Consider the following 14,783-nt stretch of genomic DNA (forward strand, 5'->3'; position numbering starts at 1 on the left):
CGTCGGCGAAGGTTGCTCAGCCTTCCGAGTGGGGCCCGGGAGCACTCAGCAGCAGTTCTTCAGGTAGGTCTGGAGGTCGGCGAGGGCGGTGGCGCTGCCGTCACGGTCGGCTCGGTACAGGACGGTTTTGCCTTCGCGGCGGGAGGTGACGACGGCTCCGCGGCGGAGGAGGTCGAGTTGCTGGGAGGCGGTGGATTGGCCGATGCCGGCTTGTTCGGCGACCTCGTTGACCGATAGTTCGGCGCCTCGGGCGAACAGGAGCATGATGCGTTGCCGGGTCGGGCTGGCCAGGGCCTTGAGAAAGTCATGGGTGGCAGCGCTCAGGGCGACGGGCTCCCTGGGAGCACAGACGGATGTCGCCTGCTGCTCGGCCGCGCCTTGCTGCTGTGCCATGCCACTCCCCTCTCGCTGAGACCAGCCTAGTCAGTATCGTCATTTCGTCATATTGCAATATGACGATACATTGTCCCCATGACTCACTCACCTGACTCTGTCGTGATCATCGGCGGCGGCCAGTCCGGGCTCGCCGGAGCGCGGGCGGTCCGTGATGCCGGGATGCGTCCGGTGCTGTTGGAGGCGGGCGACCGGACGGTCGGATCCTGGCCGGGCTACTACGACAGCCTGACGCTGTTCTCCCCCGCTCGCTACAGCGCGTTCCCCGGTACGCCGTTCCCCGGCGACCCCGATCGCTATCCGACCCGCGACGAGGTCGTCGCCTACCTAGAGCGGTACGCGGCCACCCTCGGCGCCGACATCCGTACCAACACACCGGCAATCACGGTCGAGTCGGTCGACCGCGGATTCGTCGTCCGGGCCGGCACCGGAGAGAGCTTCCCCGCGGCCGGGATCATCGCGGCCAGCGGCTCTTTCGCCAACCCCCACGTTCCAGCCATTCCCGGCCAGGAGACCTTCACCGGCACGGTTCTGCATGTCGCGGACTATCGGGGGCCGAAGGAGTACGCCGGTCAGCGGGTCGTGGTTGTCGGCGCCGGCAACTCCGCCGTACAGGTCGGCTACGAACTCGCAGAACTGGCCACGACCACGTTGGCGGTTCGTGCGCCGGTGCAGTTCCTGCCGCAGGTTCGGGGCGGGCGAGACATGCACTACTGGCTGCACCTCCTTCGCCTGGACCTGCTTCCGCCCGCAGTGTTGTCGCGCATCATCCGAGGTACCCCCGTGTTCGACAACGGCATTTACCAGGCCGCGCTCGAATCCGGACAACTGACGCAACAGCCGATGTTCAAGGCATTTGACGGCGACCGGATCGTCTGGGCCGACGGCAAGCGCGAGCACGTCGATGCCGTGGTCTTCGCGACCGGCTACCGACCGAACCTGGCCTACCTTCAGGACCTCGGCGCCCTGGATCAGGCGGGCCTGCCGCTGCACAAGCGAGGCATCTCGTTGACCCATCCCGGCCTGGCCTACCTCGGCGTGGAGTTCCAGCGATCCTTCTCGTCCAACACCTTGCGCGGCGTGAACCGCGACGCCGACTTCGTCGCGAAGGCGCTCTCAACTCACCTGCGGTCCTAGCGAAAAATCAGGACCCCGGCTGCAGGAAGGTCGGCCCCGGCAGCAGTCTGCGAAGGGTTTCCAGCTGGTCCGGGACCACGGAGTACCAGGACCACAGGCCGCGCTTCTCGCGGGCGAGGATGCCTGCGGACACAAGGATCTTGAGGTGGTGACTGATGGTGGGCTGGCTGAGTTCGAGCGGTTCGGTCAGGTCGGCTACGCACGCTTCACTGTCCGGGCTGGCCTCGATCATGGCCAGGAGTTGAAGGCGGGTCGGGTCCGACAGCGCCTTCAGGACCGTGGCGAGACGTTCCGCCTCGTCGCGCTCGATCGCGACGCCGGTGACCTGAGGGGTGAACTCGTCGGCTGCAGCACCGGCTTTGGCCGCGGCGCTTGGACGGTTGTTCACTTCTGCAGTCTAGGTCGCTGCCGTCACCGGAACCGGACCGCCCTGCGGTTTGTTCATCCAACGGCTACATGATGTGAGGCGACCCTTCACAGAACCGCCCCGCCGCCCGGTGGGGCGGCGGGGCAGGGTGACAACGAAGGTCAGGCGCCGATCTCGCCGCCGTCGGGACGCCAGGTGACGATCACGGCCGGACGGGCGAAGTCGCCGTCAGGCCAGGTGCTGGCCGGCTTGTCGACGGTCGCACCGGTGATCTCGCCGGGATGCTGGACGGACACCACGACCGACCGGTTGTCGGGAAGGACGGCGGCAGAAGCCTGCTCAGCCCCACGGGGCACGGAGAGGAACTGCTTGACCTTGCCGCGGTCCTCGCCCTCGACCGCGACCGCGAACAGTCCGTCGTGGTAGTTCGTGCCCGAGGGGTCGGTCAGCGCGTTGCCGTCGGTGGAGATCCACAGGTTGCCGTGGGCGTCGAAGTCGAGATTGTCGGGGCACGAGATCGGCGAGACCTTGGTCTTGTCGTAGCCCGCGAAGTACGTCGACGGGTCGGCGGGGTCACCGCAGACGATCGGCAGCGACCACTTGAACGTCTCGCTGTCGTGGTCACCGTCCTCGATCAACTCGAGGACCTGGCCGTGCTTGTTGCTGTTGCGCGGGGCGGCCTCGTCGGCTGGGGCCTGGCCGGCGGTGCCGCGGTTGGAGTTGTTGGTCAGGGCGACGTACACCTTGCTGACCTCGATGTCCTCGGGCCGGTCCATCTTGGTGGCGCCGGCCCTGTCGGCCGCGAGCCTGGTGTGGACGAGTACCTCGTCGATGGCCATGCCTGCGATCAGCGACTTCCCACCCCGGGTCAGCGGGATCCAGCGGCCGGTTCCGTTGAAGGCGCCGTCGCTGGGCAACTTGCCGCTGCCGTCGATCTCACTCGCACTCGTGAAGCCGAGCTTGGCGACGTACAGCGTGCCGGATTCCAGCAGGTGCCGGTTGCTCTCGCGGTCGGACTTGCTGTTTCCGCTGCTGAGTGTGCGGTCGGAGACGAACTTGTACATGTAGTCGAAGCGCTCGTCGTCGCCCATGTAGGCCACGACCTTGCCGGAGTCGGCCACGACGACGGCGGCGCCTTCGTGCTTGAACCGACCCAGAGCGGTGTGCTTCACCGGCGTGGAGTCAGGGTCGTACGGGTCGACCTCCATGATCCAGCCGAAGCGGTTGGCCTCGTTCGGGTTCTTGGTCAGGTCGAACCGGGCGTCGGCCTTGTCCCAGTAACGGCTGCCGGACGGGTAGCGCTTGGAGATGTCGATGCCGTACCGCGCCAGGGCCGGCTTGGCAGCAGCGGGCGCTCCCTCGGCGCCGACGAAGTACTGGTTGAAGTTCTCCTCCCCTGACAGCACCGTGCCCCACGGAGTCAAGCCGCCGGAACAGTTGTTCAGAGACCCAAGCACCCGTACGCCGCGCGGGTCGGCCTGTGTCCGCAGCAGTGGCGATCCGGCAGCAGGGCCGGTGAAGCTCATCGGTGTCGTGGCGGTGAGCCGGCGGTTGTAGCGGCGACGGCCCCGGGTCACCACTTGCCACTCGCCGGTGCCGTCGACGCGCTCCACCTCCACCACACTCATGCCGTGAGCCTGCAGAGCGACGCGCATCTGCTCCACGGTCGCGGCCGCTCCCCCGGGGTACCCGCGGAACATCAGTTCTTCGTTGGTGTACTCGTGATTCACTACGAGCAGGCCCCGGCTGAGGCGGCGATCCAGTGGCACCACGACGAGGTAGTCGTTGTTGTAGCCGAACTGGCGAGCCTGGGCCGAGGCGCTCTGCCGGTCGATGTCGAACTCCGGCGCTCCCGGCAGGATCGGATCGCCCCAGCGAATCAAGACCTTGTCCTCGTAGCCGTTCGGGACGATCACCGTGTCCAGGTGGTTCGGCGGGATCGGCTTGAAGGTCAGCCCGGCACCGGACGACGGCTTGGCAGAAACAGCGACCGAGCCCCGACCGGACGAGGCGGCGGCTGCCGGCGTGGCGCCTACAGCGCCTGCGCCGATGACGAGCGCACCGACTGCGCCGGCTTTGAAGATTCCGCGCCGCGACACCTCGGCGGTGACGGCGTCGCCGAGGTACGCGTTGTCGGAGGAGTTCGGAGCGGGGTGAGCGCAGGCGTTGCCGCAGCGGTACAGGCACGTCATGGAACTGCGGCCGCCGTGGCCATCGGCCAGCGGCAGGAATCGGCGAGGCTCGTTGGCAAGCGTCATCGCGAGGTATCCCCCTCAAGGAGAACGGTTTCTGTGCGGTCGCGGCGACGCTAACAACTACATAGCCACTCATCTATGTAGTTGGCAGTGACAAGTCGGTGGCCATCGGGTGAACGACGGGCCCGACGGTCACCGAGCAGAGGCATGTCGTCACTCCAACGAGAAGCTACATCGACATTCGTCTATATGAAGGCGCCCGATCACCTGTCGTTCACCTGGCGTTTACATCGAACTTCTTCGATTTAGTTGTTACGTGAACGCGTGACGAGTCACTGCGTCCCGACGGTGTCGGGGCCCAACTCTGGAGGGTTGCCCGGTGGTCATCCGCCCGGTCAAACACATGCGTTACCTCGCCGTCTCGGCAGCTGCCCTACTCGCGTTGTCCGCGTGTGGCGGCAACAACAACGACACGCCTGCCGGAGGTGACAGTAGCGGCGAAGCCCTTTCCGGGCAGGTGGTCGTCGACGGCTCCAGCACCGTCGAGCCGCTCACCGCTGCCGCGGGCGAGTTGTTCAAGGAGGAGCAGAAGGGCGTCGACGTCGCCGTCGGCACCTCCGGCACCGGTGGTGGTTTCAAGAAGTTCTGCGCCGGCGAAACCGACATCTCCAACGCGTCTCGGCCGATCAAGGACGAGGAGAAGAAGCTTTGCACTGAGAAGGGTGTGAAGTTCACCGAACTCCAGGTCGCCAACGACGCCCTTACCGTAGTGGTGAACAAGGAGAACGACTGGGTCGACTGCCTCACGGTGGCTCAGCTGAAGAAGATCTGGGAGCCGAATTCGACGGTGAAGACCTGGGACCAGGTCGATCCGAAGTTCCCGAAGGAGGCGCTGCCGCTGTACGGCGCGGGTTCGGACTCGGGCACCTTCGACTACTTCACCGACGAGATCAACGGCAAGGAAGGCGAAAGCCGCACCGACTACAACCCGACCGAGGACGACAACGTCACGGTGCAGGGTGTTTCCGGTGCCAAGGGTGCTCTGGGCTACTTCGGGTTCTCCTACTTCGAGGAGAACGCCGAGAAGCTGAAGGCGGTCAAGATCGATGGTGGCAAGGGCTGCGTCGAGCCGTCAGTCGCCGCGGCACAAGACGGTAGCTACACGCCGCTGGCGCGGCCGCTGTTCATCTACCCCTCCGACAAGGGGCTTGCCAAGAAGCAGGTGCTGAGCTTCGTCGAGTTCTACCTGGAGAAGAACCAGGAGATCGTCGAGGCCGCGAAGTTCGTGCCGCTGACGGACGAGCAGAAGACCAAGGCGAAGGCCGAACTGGACAAGCTGAAGGCCCAGGCGGCCGGTTCGTGACCATGCCGGACTCGACGGCGACTGCTGCGACGGGTGGTTCCTCCGCGAGGAGGGGCCGCCCGTCCGCCTGGCGGGGTCCCGCGGTCGACCTCGGACAGCAACACCCCCGTCACGGTGAACGCGTCATCAAGGTGTTGCTGATCGCAGCCGCGTGGGCTTCGGTCGCGGTGACAATCGGGATCGTGGTGTCGCTGCTGGCACCGACGGTCACGTTCTTCACCCACGTAGGACTGGGCGACTTCCTGTTCGGCACCGAGTGGACCGGCGGCTTCGGGGACAAGTTCACCTGGGACGACAAGTCATGGGGTGTGCTGCCACTGGTCGTGGCCACCTTCATCATCACCGTCATCGCGCTGCTGGTCGCCGTCCCGCTAGGCCTGGGTGCGGCCATTTACCTGAGCGAGTACGCCTCCGAACGGGTCCGCAAGGTGCTCAAGCCCGTCCTCGAGGTGCTCGCCGGAATCCCGACGGTCGTCTACGGTTTCATGGCGCTGACCGTGTTCACGCCGATCCTGGCGCATCTGGTGCAGTTCAACACCATCCACAACATGCTCTCGCCCGGCATCGTCATGGGCTTCATGATCGTGCCCACCGTCGCTTCGTTGAGCCAGGACGCGATGTCCGCGGTGCCGCTGGCGCTGCGTCAGGGGTCGTACGCGCTGGGCGCGAACCGGATGAAGACGACTTTGCGGGTGGTATTCCCGGCCGCGCTGTCCGGCATCGTCGCGGCGATCGTGCTCGGGATCTCGCGGGCTGTCGGCGAAACGATGATCGTCACCATCGCGGCCGGCAGCAGGGCCCACCTGACCTTCGACCCACGGGAAGGTTCGCAGACGATGACCGGGTTCATCGCCCAGATCGCCAGCGGGGACGCGCCCCAGGGCTCGCCCGTCTACTACTCGCTGTTCGCGGTCGGGGCGCTGCTGTTCGCGATCACCCTGTTGATCAACCTGGTCAGCATCCGAATGGTGCGCAAGTACAGGCAGGCCTACTGATGACCACAACCACGACGACACCCCAAGCCGCTGCCGCCGCAGAATCCCTGCGTGGCAAGCATGGCCGCGACGGGATCACCTCGGCCGTGTTCGCCGCCGTGCTGTGGCTGTGCCTGGCGCTGATCTGCGTGTTCCTCTTCTTCATCTTGGCGGTCATCGTCCAGAAGGGCGTCGCCCGGCTCGATCTCAACCTGATCACCAACCAGCCGTCAAAGATCCGCGCCGAAACGGCCGGCGTCCAGTCCGCACTGTTCGGCACGCTGTGGGTCGGCGCCATCACGGGACTGATCGCGATGCCGCTGGGGATCGCCGCCGCGGTGTATCTGGAGGAGTACGCCAACCCGCTGAAGTGGTGGAACCGCGCGATCGAGCTCAACATCCAGAACCTCGCCGCCGTTCCCGCGGTGATCTACGGAATCCTCACCCTCGGCTTCGTCGTCCGCGGTCCGGTGTCCATCGGCGCGGTCGTGCTGGCCGGTGGTATCGCGCTGGCTCTGCTGATCCTGCCGGTTGTCATCATCACCACCCGGGAGGCATTGCGATCAGTACCGCAAGAGATCCGGGACGGTTCCCTTGCGCTCGGTGCAACACAATGGCAAACCACCTGGCGGCAAGTTCTGCCCGCCGCCGTGCCCGGTATCGCGACGGGTTCGATCCTGGCGATGTCACGGGCGATCGGCGAGGCGGCCCCGCTGATCCTGGTCGGGGCCACGACCTTCGTCACCTTCAACCCCGACGGCTTGCTGTCGAGGTACACGACACTGCCCGTGCAGATCTACAACCTCGTTCCCCAGGACCGTGACGCGTTCCGCGACCTCGCCTACTCCGCGATCTTGTTGCTCATCGTCGTCTTGCTGGCCATGAACGCCGTCGCGATCTGGCTGCGCAACCGCTACCAGCGCAGCTGGTGAGCGTGGACACCTCAGGAGACCACCACATGACGCACGTCGAACCAGACCTGGCCACCGTCCCCGAGACCGTCGGCGTACCAGGCGCACCCCACGGAATCCGGGTCGACCTCGGTGGACGCGAGGACCGAACCCCCGCCGGAGAACCTGACGGCGTGATCGAGTTGCGGAACCTCGAGGTCTTCTACGACAAGTTCCGTGCGGTGTCGGGAGTCGACCTGCTGTTCGGCAGCCAGGAGATCACCGCCCTTATCGGCCCGTCCGGCTGCGGCAAGTCGACCGTACTGCGGTGCCTCAACCGGATGAACGACCTGGTCCCCGGCGCCCATGTCTTCGGTGACGTGACGTTCCACGGCGCCGACATGTACGCGCCCGAGGTGGACGTGATCGAGGTACGGCGGCGGATCGGGATGGTCTTCCAGAAGCCGAACCCGTTTCCCAAGTCGATCTACGACAATGTTGCCTACGGCCCCCGTGTCACCGGGATGAAGACCGGCAACATGGACGACGTGGTCGAGCAGGCACTACGTGGCGCGGCTCTGTGGGACGAGGTCAAGGACAAGCTCAAGCAGAGCGCCTTCGGCCTGTCCGGTGGGCAGCAGCAACGGCTGTGCATCGCCCGGACGATCGCCACCAGCCCCGAGGTCATCCTGATGGACGAGCCGTGCTCGGCACTGGACCCGATCGCGACGGCCAAGATCGAAGACCTGATGGTCGAGCTGGCCAAGACCTACACGATCATCATCGTCACCCACAACATGCAGCAGGCCGCCCGCGTCTCGCACCGAACCGCGTTCTTCACCGCCGCGGCTGACGAACACGGACAGCGCACCGGCAGGCTGGTCGAGTACGAGCTCACCGGCAAGATCTTTGGCAACCCGGCCGACAAACGCACCGAGGCCTACATCACCGGCCGATTCGGGTAGAGGATGACGAGTTCGATGGTGAACGCGTGGGAGTCGGACAACTCCCAGTTCCACGCCCGGCGGCGGGCGTGCCTGTCCGGAGCCGACAAGGTCCATCACCGAGTCGCGGTCCTGCTCGTCGACAACGGCGAAGAAGTCGCCCAGTTCGTCGAGGCGATCGCAGGTCAACCGGTCGAGCTGCACGTCTGCGCGGAGCCCGCCGAGGCTCTCCTGTACGTCGGCAGGCTGTGTCCCGACGTGGTCATTCTCGGTCCGGGCGGTGGGCTGCTGGACCCGATCGACTTCCTCAACATCGTTCGCACCGACGATCCGCAACTTCCTGTCGTGGTCGGCGCCGGCGCCGACAGTGCCGACTTCACTGTGCGCGCCCACCACGCCGGAGCCAGCGCAGTGATACCGCGGCCCTACCGGGTGCGCGAACTGCTCGCGTTGGTCAACTCGCTGTCCCCGGCCGCACACCAGGTCGAGCTCAGGCCGTTGGCGATCGACCTCGGCCGCCTCCGGGTCGACGGAGCCGTCCCGCAGATGTGGCTGGACGGGAAGCTGATCGACCTACCGCCGATGGAGTTCCTGCTCCTGCGGTTCTTCGCCGAACGACTGGGCGCGCTCATCACCCGCCAAGAGGTCCTCGACGCCGTTTGGGGGCAAGGGTCATCGGTCCGCAGTAACACGCTCAACGTCCACATCATGCGGTTGCGCAAACGACTCGGCGACGACGATCAGAATCCCCGCTGGATCCGGTCCGTCCGTGGCCTCGGTTTCCAGTTCAGCGTCCCCGAACCCGATCCGGTGGCGAGCCCCGATGCGGCTGACGCGGCATCGGGCGTCAGCGAAGAGTTCGCCGGATGATGATGCCAAAGGCCACCAGCATTCGATCCGGCCTGGTGGCCTGGCCTGATCCGGCATGGTCGCCGGGCCGAGACGACGGGAGCTGAGGTCTGTGCGGGTACTGGTGATCGGCGGTAGTGACGCCGGCGTGAGCGCAGCCCTGCGGGTGCGGGAGCGCTCGCCCGAGACCGATGTCACGATGCTGGTCGCGGACGTCTATCCGAACTTCTCGATCTGCGGAATCCCCTACCACCTGTCCGGCGAGGTGCCCGCCTGGCAGGACCTGGCACACCGCACCAGCGCCGAGATCGAAGCGACTGGCATCGACCTGCGCACCAACCATCGGGCCACCGTCATTGATCCTGTGGCGAGGCTCGTCACCGCGGCCACCGACAACGGATCGGTGGAGCTGAGCTACGACCGGTTGGTGATCGGTACCGGCGCAAAGCCGCTACGGCCGCCCATCGCAGGCCTCGACAGCCTGGGACCTGACGATGGAGTGCACTTGCTCCACACCATCGACGACGCCCGCCGGCTCGACGCCGACCTGGTACGCCGTTCAACTCGCCGCGCAGGCCTGGCTCGCCGCGCGCTAACCCACCCAGTCAGCGGAGGCAGACACTATGCGCGAGACCTATCACGAGCAGCTCGACCAAATCCTGGTCGAGCTCGAACGCATGACCCGCAGCGTGTCGACGGCGGTACGGCGTTCGACCAGCGCGCTGCTGACCGCCGACCTCGGAACCGCCGAAGAGGTGATCGCCGCAGACGCCCAACTCGACATCAGCGGTGAGGGCGTCGAGGCGAAGGTGTTCGACCTGATGGCCCGCCAGGCCCCGGTCGCCAACGAGCTGCGCATGCTGGTCGCCGCACTGCGGATGGTCGCCGACCTGGAGCGGATGGGCGACCTGGCCGCCCACGTCTCCAAGATCGCCCGCCTCCGCTACCCAGCACCGGCGATCCCGGCCGAACTCCAAAGCGTGGTCGCGGACATGGGACGGGTCGCCGAGCGAATGGTCAACCAGGCCGGGGACGTAATCCAAACCCGCGACGTGGGCGCCGCCTACCGGCTGGAATCCACCGACGACGAGATGGACAAGCTCCGCAGCAACCAGTTCCGCCTGATGATGGACGACTCCTGGCCGCACGGCGTCGAGGTCGCCGTCGACATCGCCCTACTCGGCCGGTACTACGAACGCATCGCCGACCACGCCGTCTCCATGGCCCGACGCGTCATCTTCCTCGTCACCGGCGAACTACCGGCTCCGCAGTAACCTGCATCACGCCGCTGAGGAGGAGATCCACGGCCCGTGGATGACGGTGGAGCTTGCCCGGCACGGGTACCGGATCTTCGCGGGCACGCTGTATCCGACGCTGCAGCGGATGCAGGACGAGGGCTTGCTGACCTCGCGTCACGACGTGGTGAACGGCAAGACTCGCCGGCAGCGATGACGACCAGGGGATCAGCTGCAGCAGCCCGACTGCGCGGTCGGCTTGGTCTCGGTGACGGTCAGCAGACCTCCGCTGATCCCCGTCGCGAGCCCGCGACCGGCCGGTGCGGAGATCGAGACCGCCTGCGGAGCCGGACCGCAGCACCCACCGGAGGCCTCCTCCGAAGCGACGGCGAGGTTCGAGGAGCAGACGCCGGTCTCCGGCAGGTTGAGCTGCACATCGCGAGCAGCCTCCCAGTCACCGGCCAGCGCCGCGACCACCGAGCGGGCCTGCTCGTACCCGGTCGCCAACAGGAACGTCGGCGCCCGGCCATACGACTTCGCACCGATCGCGTAATAGCCCTGCTCCGGGTGCGCCAACTCGTCGACACCATGCGGCGGAACCGTGCCGCAGGAGTGCTGGTTCGGGTCGATCAGCGGCGCCAGCGCACGGGTCGATCCGAGGATCGGGTCCAGATCGAGCCGCAACTCCGAGACGACCTCGTGGTCCGGCCGGAAGCCGGTCGAGTTCACGACGGTGTCCGCAACAACTTGCCGCTCGCCCGCCGAAAGCTCGACACGACCATCCGGAGTCCTCCTGGCAGCCTCGATCCGGAAGCTGCTGACCAGTTCTACCTGGCCGGACTGAACCAAATTCTTCAGTCTGGAGCCGAGAGCACCGCGGGCCGGCAACTCGTCGTCATCCCCGCCGCCATACGTACGAGCCTGGTCCGCGCCGCGCACCACCCAAACGACCTCCGTGCCTGGAACCTGGTCGGCCAGATCGCCGAGGTCGAGCAGGGTTGTGGCAGCAGAGTGGCCCGCGCCAACGACCGCAGTACGGCGGCCGGCGAAGCGGTCCCGATCACGGCCGAGCACATCGGGCAGAGCGCGCGAGATGTCGTCGGCGACTTCGGCTTCACCGCGGGCGGGGATTCCGGAACCACCTAGGACGTTCGGTCGACGCCAGGTCCCCGCTGCGTCGATTACGGCGCCGGCGAGGATCTCACTGCCGTCGGCGAGCCCGACAAGGAAAGGCGCCTCCTCGCGGCCCGCAGTACGGAGCCGGTCGAAGCCGACCCGGGTGACGGCGGCCGCCTGGGCGTCGTACCGGATGTGCTCGGCAAGCTCCGGCGCCTTGGCCAGCGGACCGAGGTAGGAGTCGATCAGGTCGCCGCCGGTAGGCAGGGTCTCCAGGTCGGGCGCGGTCCAGCCGGCCCGCTCGAGTAGGCGCCGGGCCGCGCTGTCGATGTCGTAGCGCCACGGGCTGAAGAGCTTGACGTGCCGCCATTCGTCGATTGCCGCGGCTACGTTCGGGCCTGATTCCAGTACGACGAAGTCCAGGCCGCGCTCGGCCAGGTGGGCAGCGGCGGCGAGCCCGACAGGACCTGCGCCGATCACCACGACCGGCAGGTCTGTCACCACGAGGTTCATTGAGTTTCTCCAAGTTGTGCAGGGGTTTTGACGAGCTGTCGAACGGTCGCCAGCACGAGGCCGGCCGAAGCAAGCAGTGTTTTGGGATCGACGCGGTCCGGTGTCTCGGCGGGGGTCTGGTAGCCGGGCATGCCCATCCCGATCCCAACGGCAGGTAGCCCTGCGGCGGCGTAGCGGCGGTTGTCCGACGCCACCGCGCCGGCCCGCAGCGGTACGCCTGTCTGGCGGCCGGCCTGATCGAGGGCGGCCAGCAGTGGCTCGGCCGGACCACCTGCCTCGACGGCAGCAGCGTCACCGAGCTGGGCCGCGCCGTCGATGTTGATCACATAGGTGCCGGACTGAACCTGAGGCGCATGGTGAGCCGAGCCTCGGGCTCCCGCCTCCTCACCATCGAGGAACGCCACGGTCAGCGCGACGCCAGGTTCATCGGCAAGGATGCGTGCGGCCTCGAGGACAACGGCAACACCTGAAGCGTTGTCGGCAGCCGCAGGCAGTCGCTGCTCCGGGTCGTCGCCCACCCCGTCGTAGTGGGCGGTCAACAAAACAGACACGGCGCCGGGTCGACTGAAGCGGCCGGCGCCGGGTCGACTGAAGCGGCCGTACACGTTGGTACCCGTGACAGTGATCGCCTGCAGGGGCATCGTCACGGTCACCTCACCGGCCAGTTCGGCATGGAGATCGGTACGGATCGACACGATCGGAACGTGACCGGTCGCCGGCCCCGCGATCATCTTGGGCATCCAGCCGGCCTCATCGACTCCCCGTGGAACCAGCAATCCGGCCGCTCGCTCGGACGAGGCGCGAGCGACTGTCGCTGCGTCGGCAGCCCTCACGACGACCCAGCGGTCTTGCCACGACTCAGCAGCTTCTGAGGTCAGCGGACCGGACAGCGGTTCGACCACCTCACTCGTGGTGAGCTGTTCGGCGAAGTCGCGCCGGTGTACCAGAGGCTGACCGTTGTAGCGCACGCTCGGAGTGGCCTGGAGTTCCTTCACGCCCGGGACAGTGAAGTTGTCCAGGGCAACGGATGCGCCGATCTGCTGCAGGCGATCTGCCAACCACTGCGCGGCAGCCTGACCGCCCGCGGTCCCGACACGGCGACCGGCATACCGGTCGGCCGCCAAGTCGTTGACGGTTGCCATCATCCGATCAGCGGAGGCGTCGTCGAGACTGGCAGCCGCGGCCACGAGCGGCCCCGGCGACGCCGTGGTCATCCGCAGCACCCACTGCCGGCGGCGACAGGCTCAGCAGCCGCGGTCGAACCGCAGCAACTGCCCGCCGCAACCGGCGCATCGGTACCACAGCAACCACCTGCGGCCTCTGCGGTCGAATCGCTACTCGGCGCGCTGCCGCAACAGCTTCCTGCTGCGGGCGGGTTGAAGGCTTCCGTCGGGCTGCTTGCGAAGCCGCCTGTCGGTGTCTCTGCGTTCATGTCTGTCAAACCTCCGTGTTGGTCAGTGAGGGAACTGGCGGTACGTCACGCTGCTGCGGGCCCGGCTACGTTGTGCTTCCGCACGGCAGGACGGCGTGCAGACCTGGCCGCATTCGTCGCAGAAGTCCACTCGCCCCCGGATACGGGTCAACCGCTGCAAGAGCTTCACCATCACAACCTCCTCGCCGCCGGGCGGCTGTCGCCGCCGGGACAACATTGATCTTCATCTAATCAGCGGTCCCCACCTTGCATCCTGTTTCGACAAGAGTCAAGATAGACACATGTCGAAACAGCAGCTTCTCGAGGAACGCAGCGGCGGATGCTGTACGCCGATCATGGTCGCGGCGCTGGATTCTGCTGCCGCCGGCGAGGGCGCGGCCGTGTTCAAGGCTCTCTCGGACCCGATTCGGCTCCGCCTGATGTCGATCATCGCGTCCGCCGGCAAAGAGGTCTGCGTGTGCGACATCACCGGCTACTTCGACGTCAGCGCGCCCACCATCTCGCATCACTTGCGCGTCCTCCGCGAGGCCGGACTGGTCGACTGCGAGCGCCGCGGCACGTGGGTCTACTACTGGCCACTGCCGGCGCGCCTGACCTGGGTTTCGACGCTGCTGTCAGTACCGGCCGCGGTCTGACGAGACCGCTTCACCTGCTGTTCATCGACGTACATCAATGTAGGCCGCGCACAGCGGCCGACCGTCAGGAGTTTCGCCATGCCCACGACCGCGGAAGACCTCGCTCTTCTCGATGTCGACACCGTACTGACACGCGCAGCGGACCGCCTCTCGGACCGCTTCGCCGGAGTCTTCAGTCCCGAGACCGTCGACCGCTATGTGCACGAGTCGTACGTCGCGCTGTTCCGCACGGCCAAGGTGCAGCGCCATCTGCCCGCGCTGGCTGAGCACTTCGCCACCGACCGGCTGACTGCCTTGGCTCACGCCAAAGGCGCGGTGACGAGCCCAGTGCCGCAGGTTCTGTTCCTGTGCGTCGCGAACGCCGGGCGCTCGCAGATGGCGGCAGCCCTGCTCAGCCACCATGCCGAGGGCAAGGTGGTCGTCCGCTCGGCCGGATCGCAGCCCGCCGGCGACATCGAGGAGCCGGTCGCGCCGCTGCTGGACGAGCTCGGCATCGAGATGATCGACGCCTACCCGAAGCCGCTGACCGACGACGTGGTCCGCGCTGCGAACGTGGTGGTGACGATGGGCTGCGGCGATGCCTGCCCGGTCCTACCCGGCAAGCGGTACTACGACTGGGCCATCGAGGACCCAGCCGGCCAGTCTGCCGACGTCGTCCGCAGGATCCGTGACGACATCGACACCCGCGTTCGCGCCCTGCTGGCCGAACTGACGCACGTCTCGTGACCTCCCCTACTCCG

Annotated in this window: 15 protein-coding genes and 1 pseudogene; 11 read left to right on the forward strand and 5 right to left on the reverse strand. The window is 66.8% G+C overall.

Annotated elements, in window-relative coordinates:
• Nucleotides 1-45 precede the first annotated feature (45 nt).
• The gene (locus ABD255_RS12775; RefSeq protein ID WP_344213262.1) at nt 46-393 is read right to left on the reverse strand and encodes an ArsR/SmtB family transcription factor; all 348 of its coding nucleotides are present in this window, start codon (nt 391-393) and stop codon (nt 46-48) included.
• Between the two features lie 78 nt (nt 394-471).
• On the opposite strand from ABD255_RS12775, the gene ABD255_RS12780 reads away from it, so the two are divergent.
• On the forward strand, nt 472-1,530 hold the full coding sequence (locus ABD255_RS12780) for a flavin-containing monooxygenase (protein WP_344213264.1): 1,059 nt from the start codon (nt 472-474) through the stop codon (nt 1,528-1,530).
• Between the two features lie 7 nt (nt 1,531-1,537).
• Here the strand turns inward: ABD255_RS12780 and ABD255_RS12785 are convergent, their stop codons facing one another.
• Nucleotides 1,538-1,918, reverse strand: coding sequence for an ArsR/SmtB family transcription factor (locus ABD255_RS12785; RefSeq protein WP_344213266.1), 381 nt, complete (start codon nt 1,916-1,918; stop codon nt 1,538-1,540).
• Between the two features lie 140 nt (nt 1,919-2,058).
• Nucleotides 2,059-4,155 (reverse strand): PhoX family protein, encoded by a 2,097-nt coding sequence (locus tag ABD255_RS12790; RefSeq protein ID WP_344213268.1) that lies wholly within the window; start codon nt 4,153-4,155, stop codon nt 2,059-2,061.
• Between the two features lie 316 nt (nt 4,156-4,471).
• On the opposite strand from ABD255_RS12790, the gene ABD255_RS12795 reads away from it, so the two are divergent.
• From ABD255_RS12795 to ABD255_RS12830, 8 genes and pseudogenes are all read left to right on the forward strand, one after another.
• Complete coding sequence (locus tag ABD255_RS12795; protein WP_344213270.1) at nt 4,472-5,455, forward strand: PstS family phosphate ABC transporter substrate-binding protein; 984 nt, start codon at nt 4,472-4,474, stop codon at nt 5,453-5,455.
• 2 nt (nt 5,456-5,457) lie between these two features.
• Complete coding sequence (gene pstC, locus ABD255_RS12800) at nt 5,458-6,450, forward strand: phosphate ABC transporter permease subunit PstC (protein ID WP_344213272.1); 993 nt, start codon at nt 5,458-5,460, stop codon at nt 6,448-6,450.
• On the forward strand, nt 6,450-7,361 hold the full coding sequence (gene pstA, locus ABD255_RS12805; protein ID WP_344213274.1) for a phosphate ABC transporter permease PstA: 912 nt from the start codon (nt 6,450-6,452) through the stop codon (nt 7,359-7,361). The genes pstC and pstA overlap by 1 nt, the downstream gene beginning before the upstream one ends.
• 26 nt (nt 7,362-7,387) lie before the next feature.
• A complete protein-coding gene (pstB, locus tag ABD255_RS12810; RefSeq protein WP_344213276.1) occupies nt 7,388-8,284 on the forward strand; it encodes a phosphate ABC transporter ATP-binding protein PstB in 897 nt (298 codons plus the stop codon).
• 3 nt (nt 8,285-8,287) lie between these two features.
• Nucleotides 8,288-9,133: a response regulator transcription factor gene (locus ABD255_RS12815; RefSeq protein ID WP_344213278.1), complete on the forward strand. Its 846-nt coding sequence runs from the start codon at nt 8,288-8,290 to the stop codon at nt 9,131-9,133.
• Between the two features lie 55 nt (nt 9,134-9,188).
• Nucleotides 9,189-9,656, forward strand: a pseudogene (locus tag ABD255_RS12820) (FAD-dependent oxidoreductase); the annotation flags it as partial.
• 79 nt (nt 9,657-9,735) lie between these two features.
• Nucleotides 9,736-10,386 carry a phosphate signaling complex protein PhoU gene (phoU, locus tag ABD255_RS12825; protein ID WP_344213280.1) on the forward strand — a complete coding sequence of 217 codons (651 nt, stop codon included), beginning with the start codon at nt 9,736-9,738 and terminating at the stop codon, nt 10,384-10,386.
• Nucleotide 10,387: 1 nt separating this feature from the next.
• Nucleotides 10,388-10,564 (forward strand): helix-turn-helix transcriptional regulator, encoded by a 177-nt coding sequence (locus tag ABD255_RS12830; protein ID WP_344213867.1) that lies wholly within the window; start codon nt 10,388-10,390, stop codon nt 10,562-10,564.
• Between the two features lie 11 nt (nt 10,565-10,575).
• On the opposite strand, the gene ABD255_RS12835 is transcribed toward ABD255_RS12830, so the two are convergent.
• Together ABD255_RS12835 and ABD255_RS12840 are read right to left on the reverse strand one after the other, a co-directional pair.
• The gene (locus tag ABD255_RS12835) at nt 10,576-11,976 is read right to left on the reverse strand and encodes an FAD-dependent oxidoreductase (protein WP_344213282.1); all 1,401 of its coding nucleotides are present in this window, start codon (nt 11,974-11,976) and stop codon (nt 10,576-10,578) included.
• Complete coding sequence (locus ABD255_RS12840) at nt 11,973-13,190, reverse strand: M28 family metallopeptidase (protein ID WP_344213284.1); 1,218 nt, start codon at nt 13,188-13,190, stop codon at nt 11,973-11,975. The genes ABD255_RS12835 and ABD255_RS12840 overlap by 4 nt, the downstream gene beginning before the upstream one ends.
• A 499-nt stretch (nt 13,191-13,689) precedes the next feature.
• Between ABD255_RS12840 and ABD255_RS12845 the strand changes: the two genes are divergently transcribed.
• Complete coding sequence (locus ABD255_RS12845) at nt 13,690-14,043, forward strand: ArsR/SmtB family transcription factor (RefSeq protein ID WP_344213286.1); 354 nt, start codon at nt 13,690-13,692, stop codon at nt 14,041-14,043.
• A 78-nt stretch (nt 14,044-14,121) separates the two neighbouring features.
• Nucleotides 14,122-14,769 (forward strand): arsenate reductase ArsC, encoded by a 648-nt coding sequence (locus ABD255_RS12850; RefSeq protein WP_344213288.1) that lies wholly within the window; start codon nt 14,122-14,124, stop codon nt 14,767-14,769.
• Nucleotides 14,770-14,783: the final 14 nt, after the last annotated feature.

Source organism: Kribbella sancticallisti, assembly GCF_039530625.1.
Classification (GTDB): Bacteria; Actinomycetota; Actinomycetes; order Propionibacteriales; family Kribbellaceae; genus Kribbella; species Kribbella sancticallisti.

Coding starts and splice junctions, on each gene's coding strand:
- ABD255_RS12775 (WP_344213262.1), bottom strand. CDS start 393: ATGGCACAGCAGCAAGGCGCGGCCGAGCAGCAGGCGACATCCGTCTGT.
- ABD255_RS12780 (WP_344213264.1), top strand. CDS start 472: ATGACTCACTCACCTGACTCTGTCGTGATCATCGGCGGCGGCCAGTCC.
- ABD255_RS12790 (WP_344213268.1), bottom strand. CDS start 4,155: ATGACGCTTGCCAACGAGCCTCGCCGATTCCTGCCGCTGGCCGATGGC.
- pstC (WP_344213272.1), top strand. CDS start 5,458: ATGCCGGACTCGACGGCGACTGCTGCGACGGGTGGTTCCTCCGCGAGG.
- pstA (WP_344213274.1), top strand. CDS start 6,450: ATGACCACAACCACGACGACACCCCAAGCCGCTGCCGCCGCAGAATCC.
- pstB (WP_344213276.1), top strand. CDS start 7,388: ATGACGCACGTCGAACCAGACCTGGCCACCGTCCCCGAGACCGTCGGC.
- ABD255_RS12815 (WP_344213278.1), top strand. CDS start 8,288: ATGACGAGTTCGATGGTGAACGCGTGGGAGTCGGACAACTCCCAGTTC.
- phoU (WP_344213280.1), top strand. CDS start 9,736: ATGCGCGAGACCTATCACGAGCAGCTCGACCAAATCCTGGTCGAGCTC.
- ABD255_RS12835 (WP_344213282.1), bottom strand. CDS start 11,976: ATGAACCTCGTGGTGACAGACCTGCCGGTCGTGGTGATCGGCGCAGGT.
- ABD255_RS12840 (WP_344213284.1), bottom strand. CDS start 13,190: ATGACCACGGCGTCGCCGGGGCCGCTCGTGGCCGCGGCTGCCAGTCTC.
- ABD255_RS12845 (WP_344213286.1), top strand. CDS start 13,690: ATGTCGAAACAGCAGCTTCTCGAGGAACGCAGCGGCGGATGCTGTACG.
- ABD255_RS12850 (WP_344213288.1), top strand. CDS start 14,122: ATGCCCACGACCGCGGAAGACCTCGCTCTTCTCGATGTCGACACCGTA.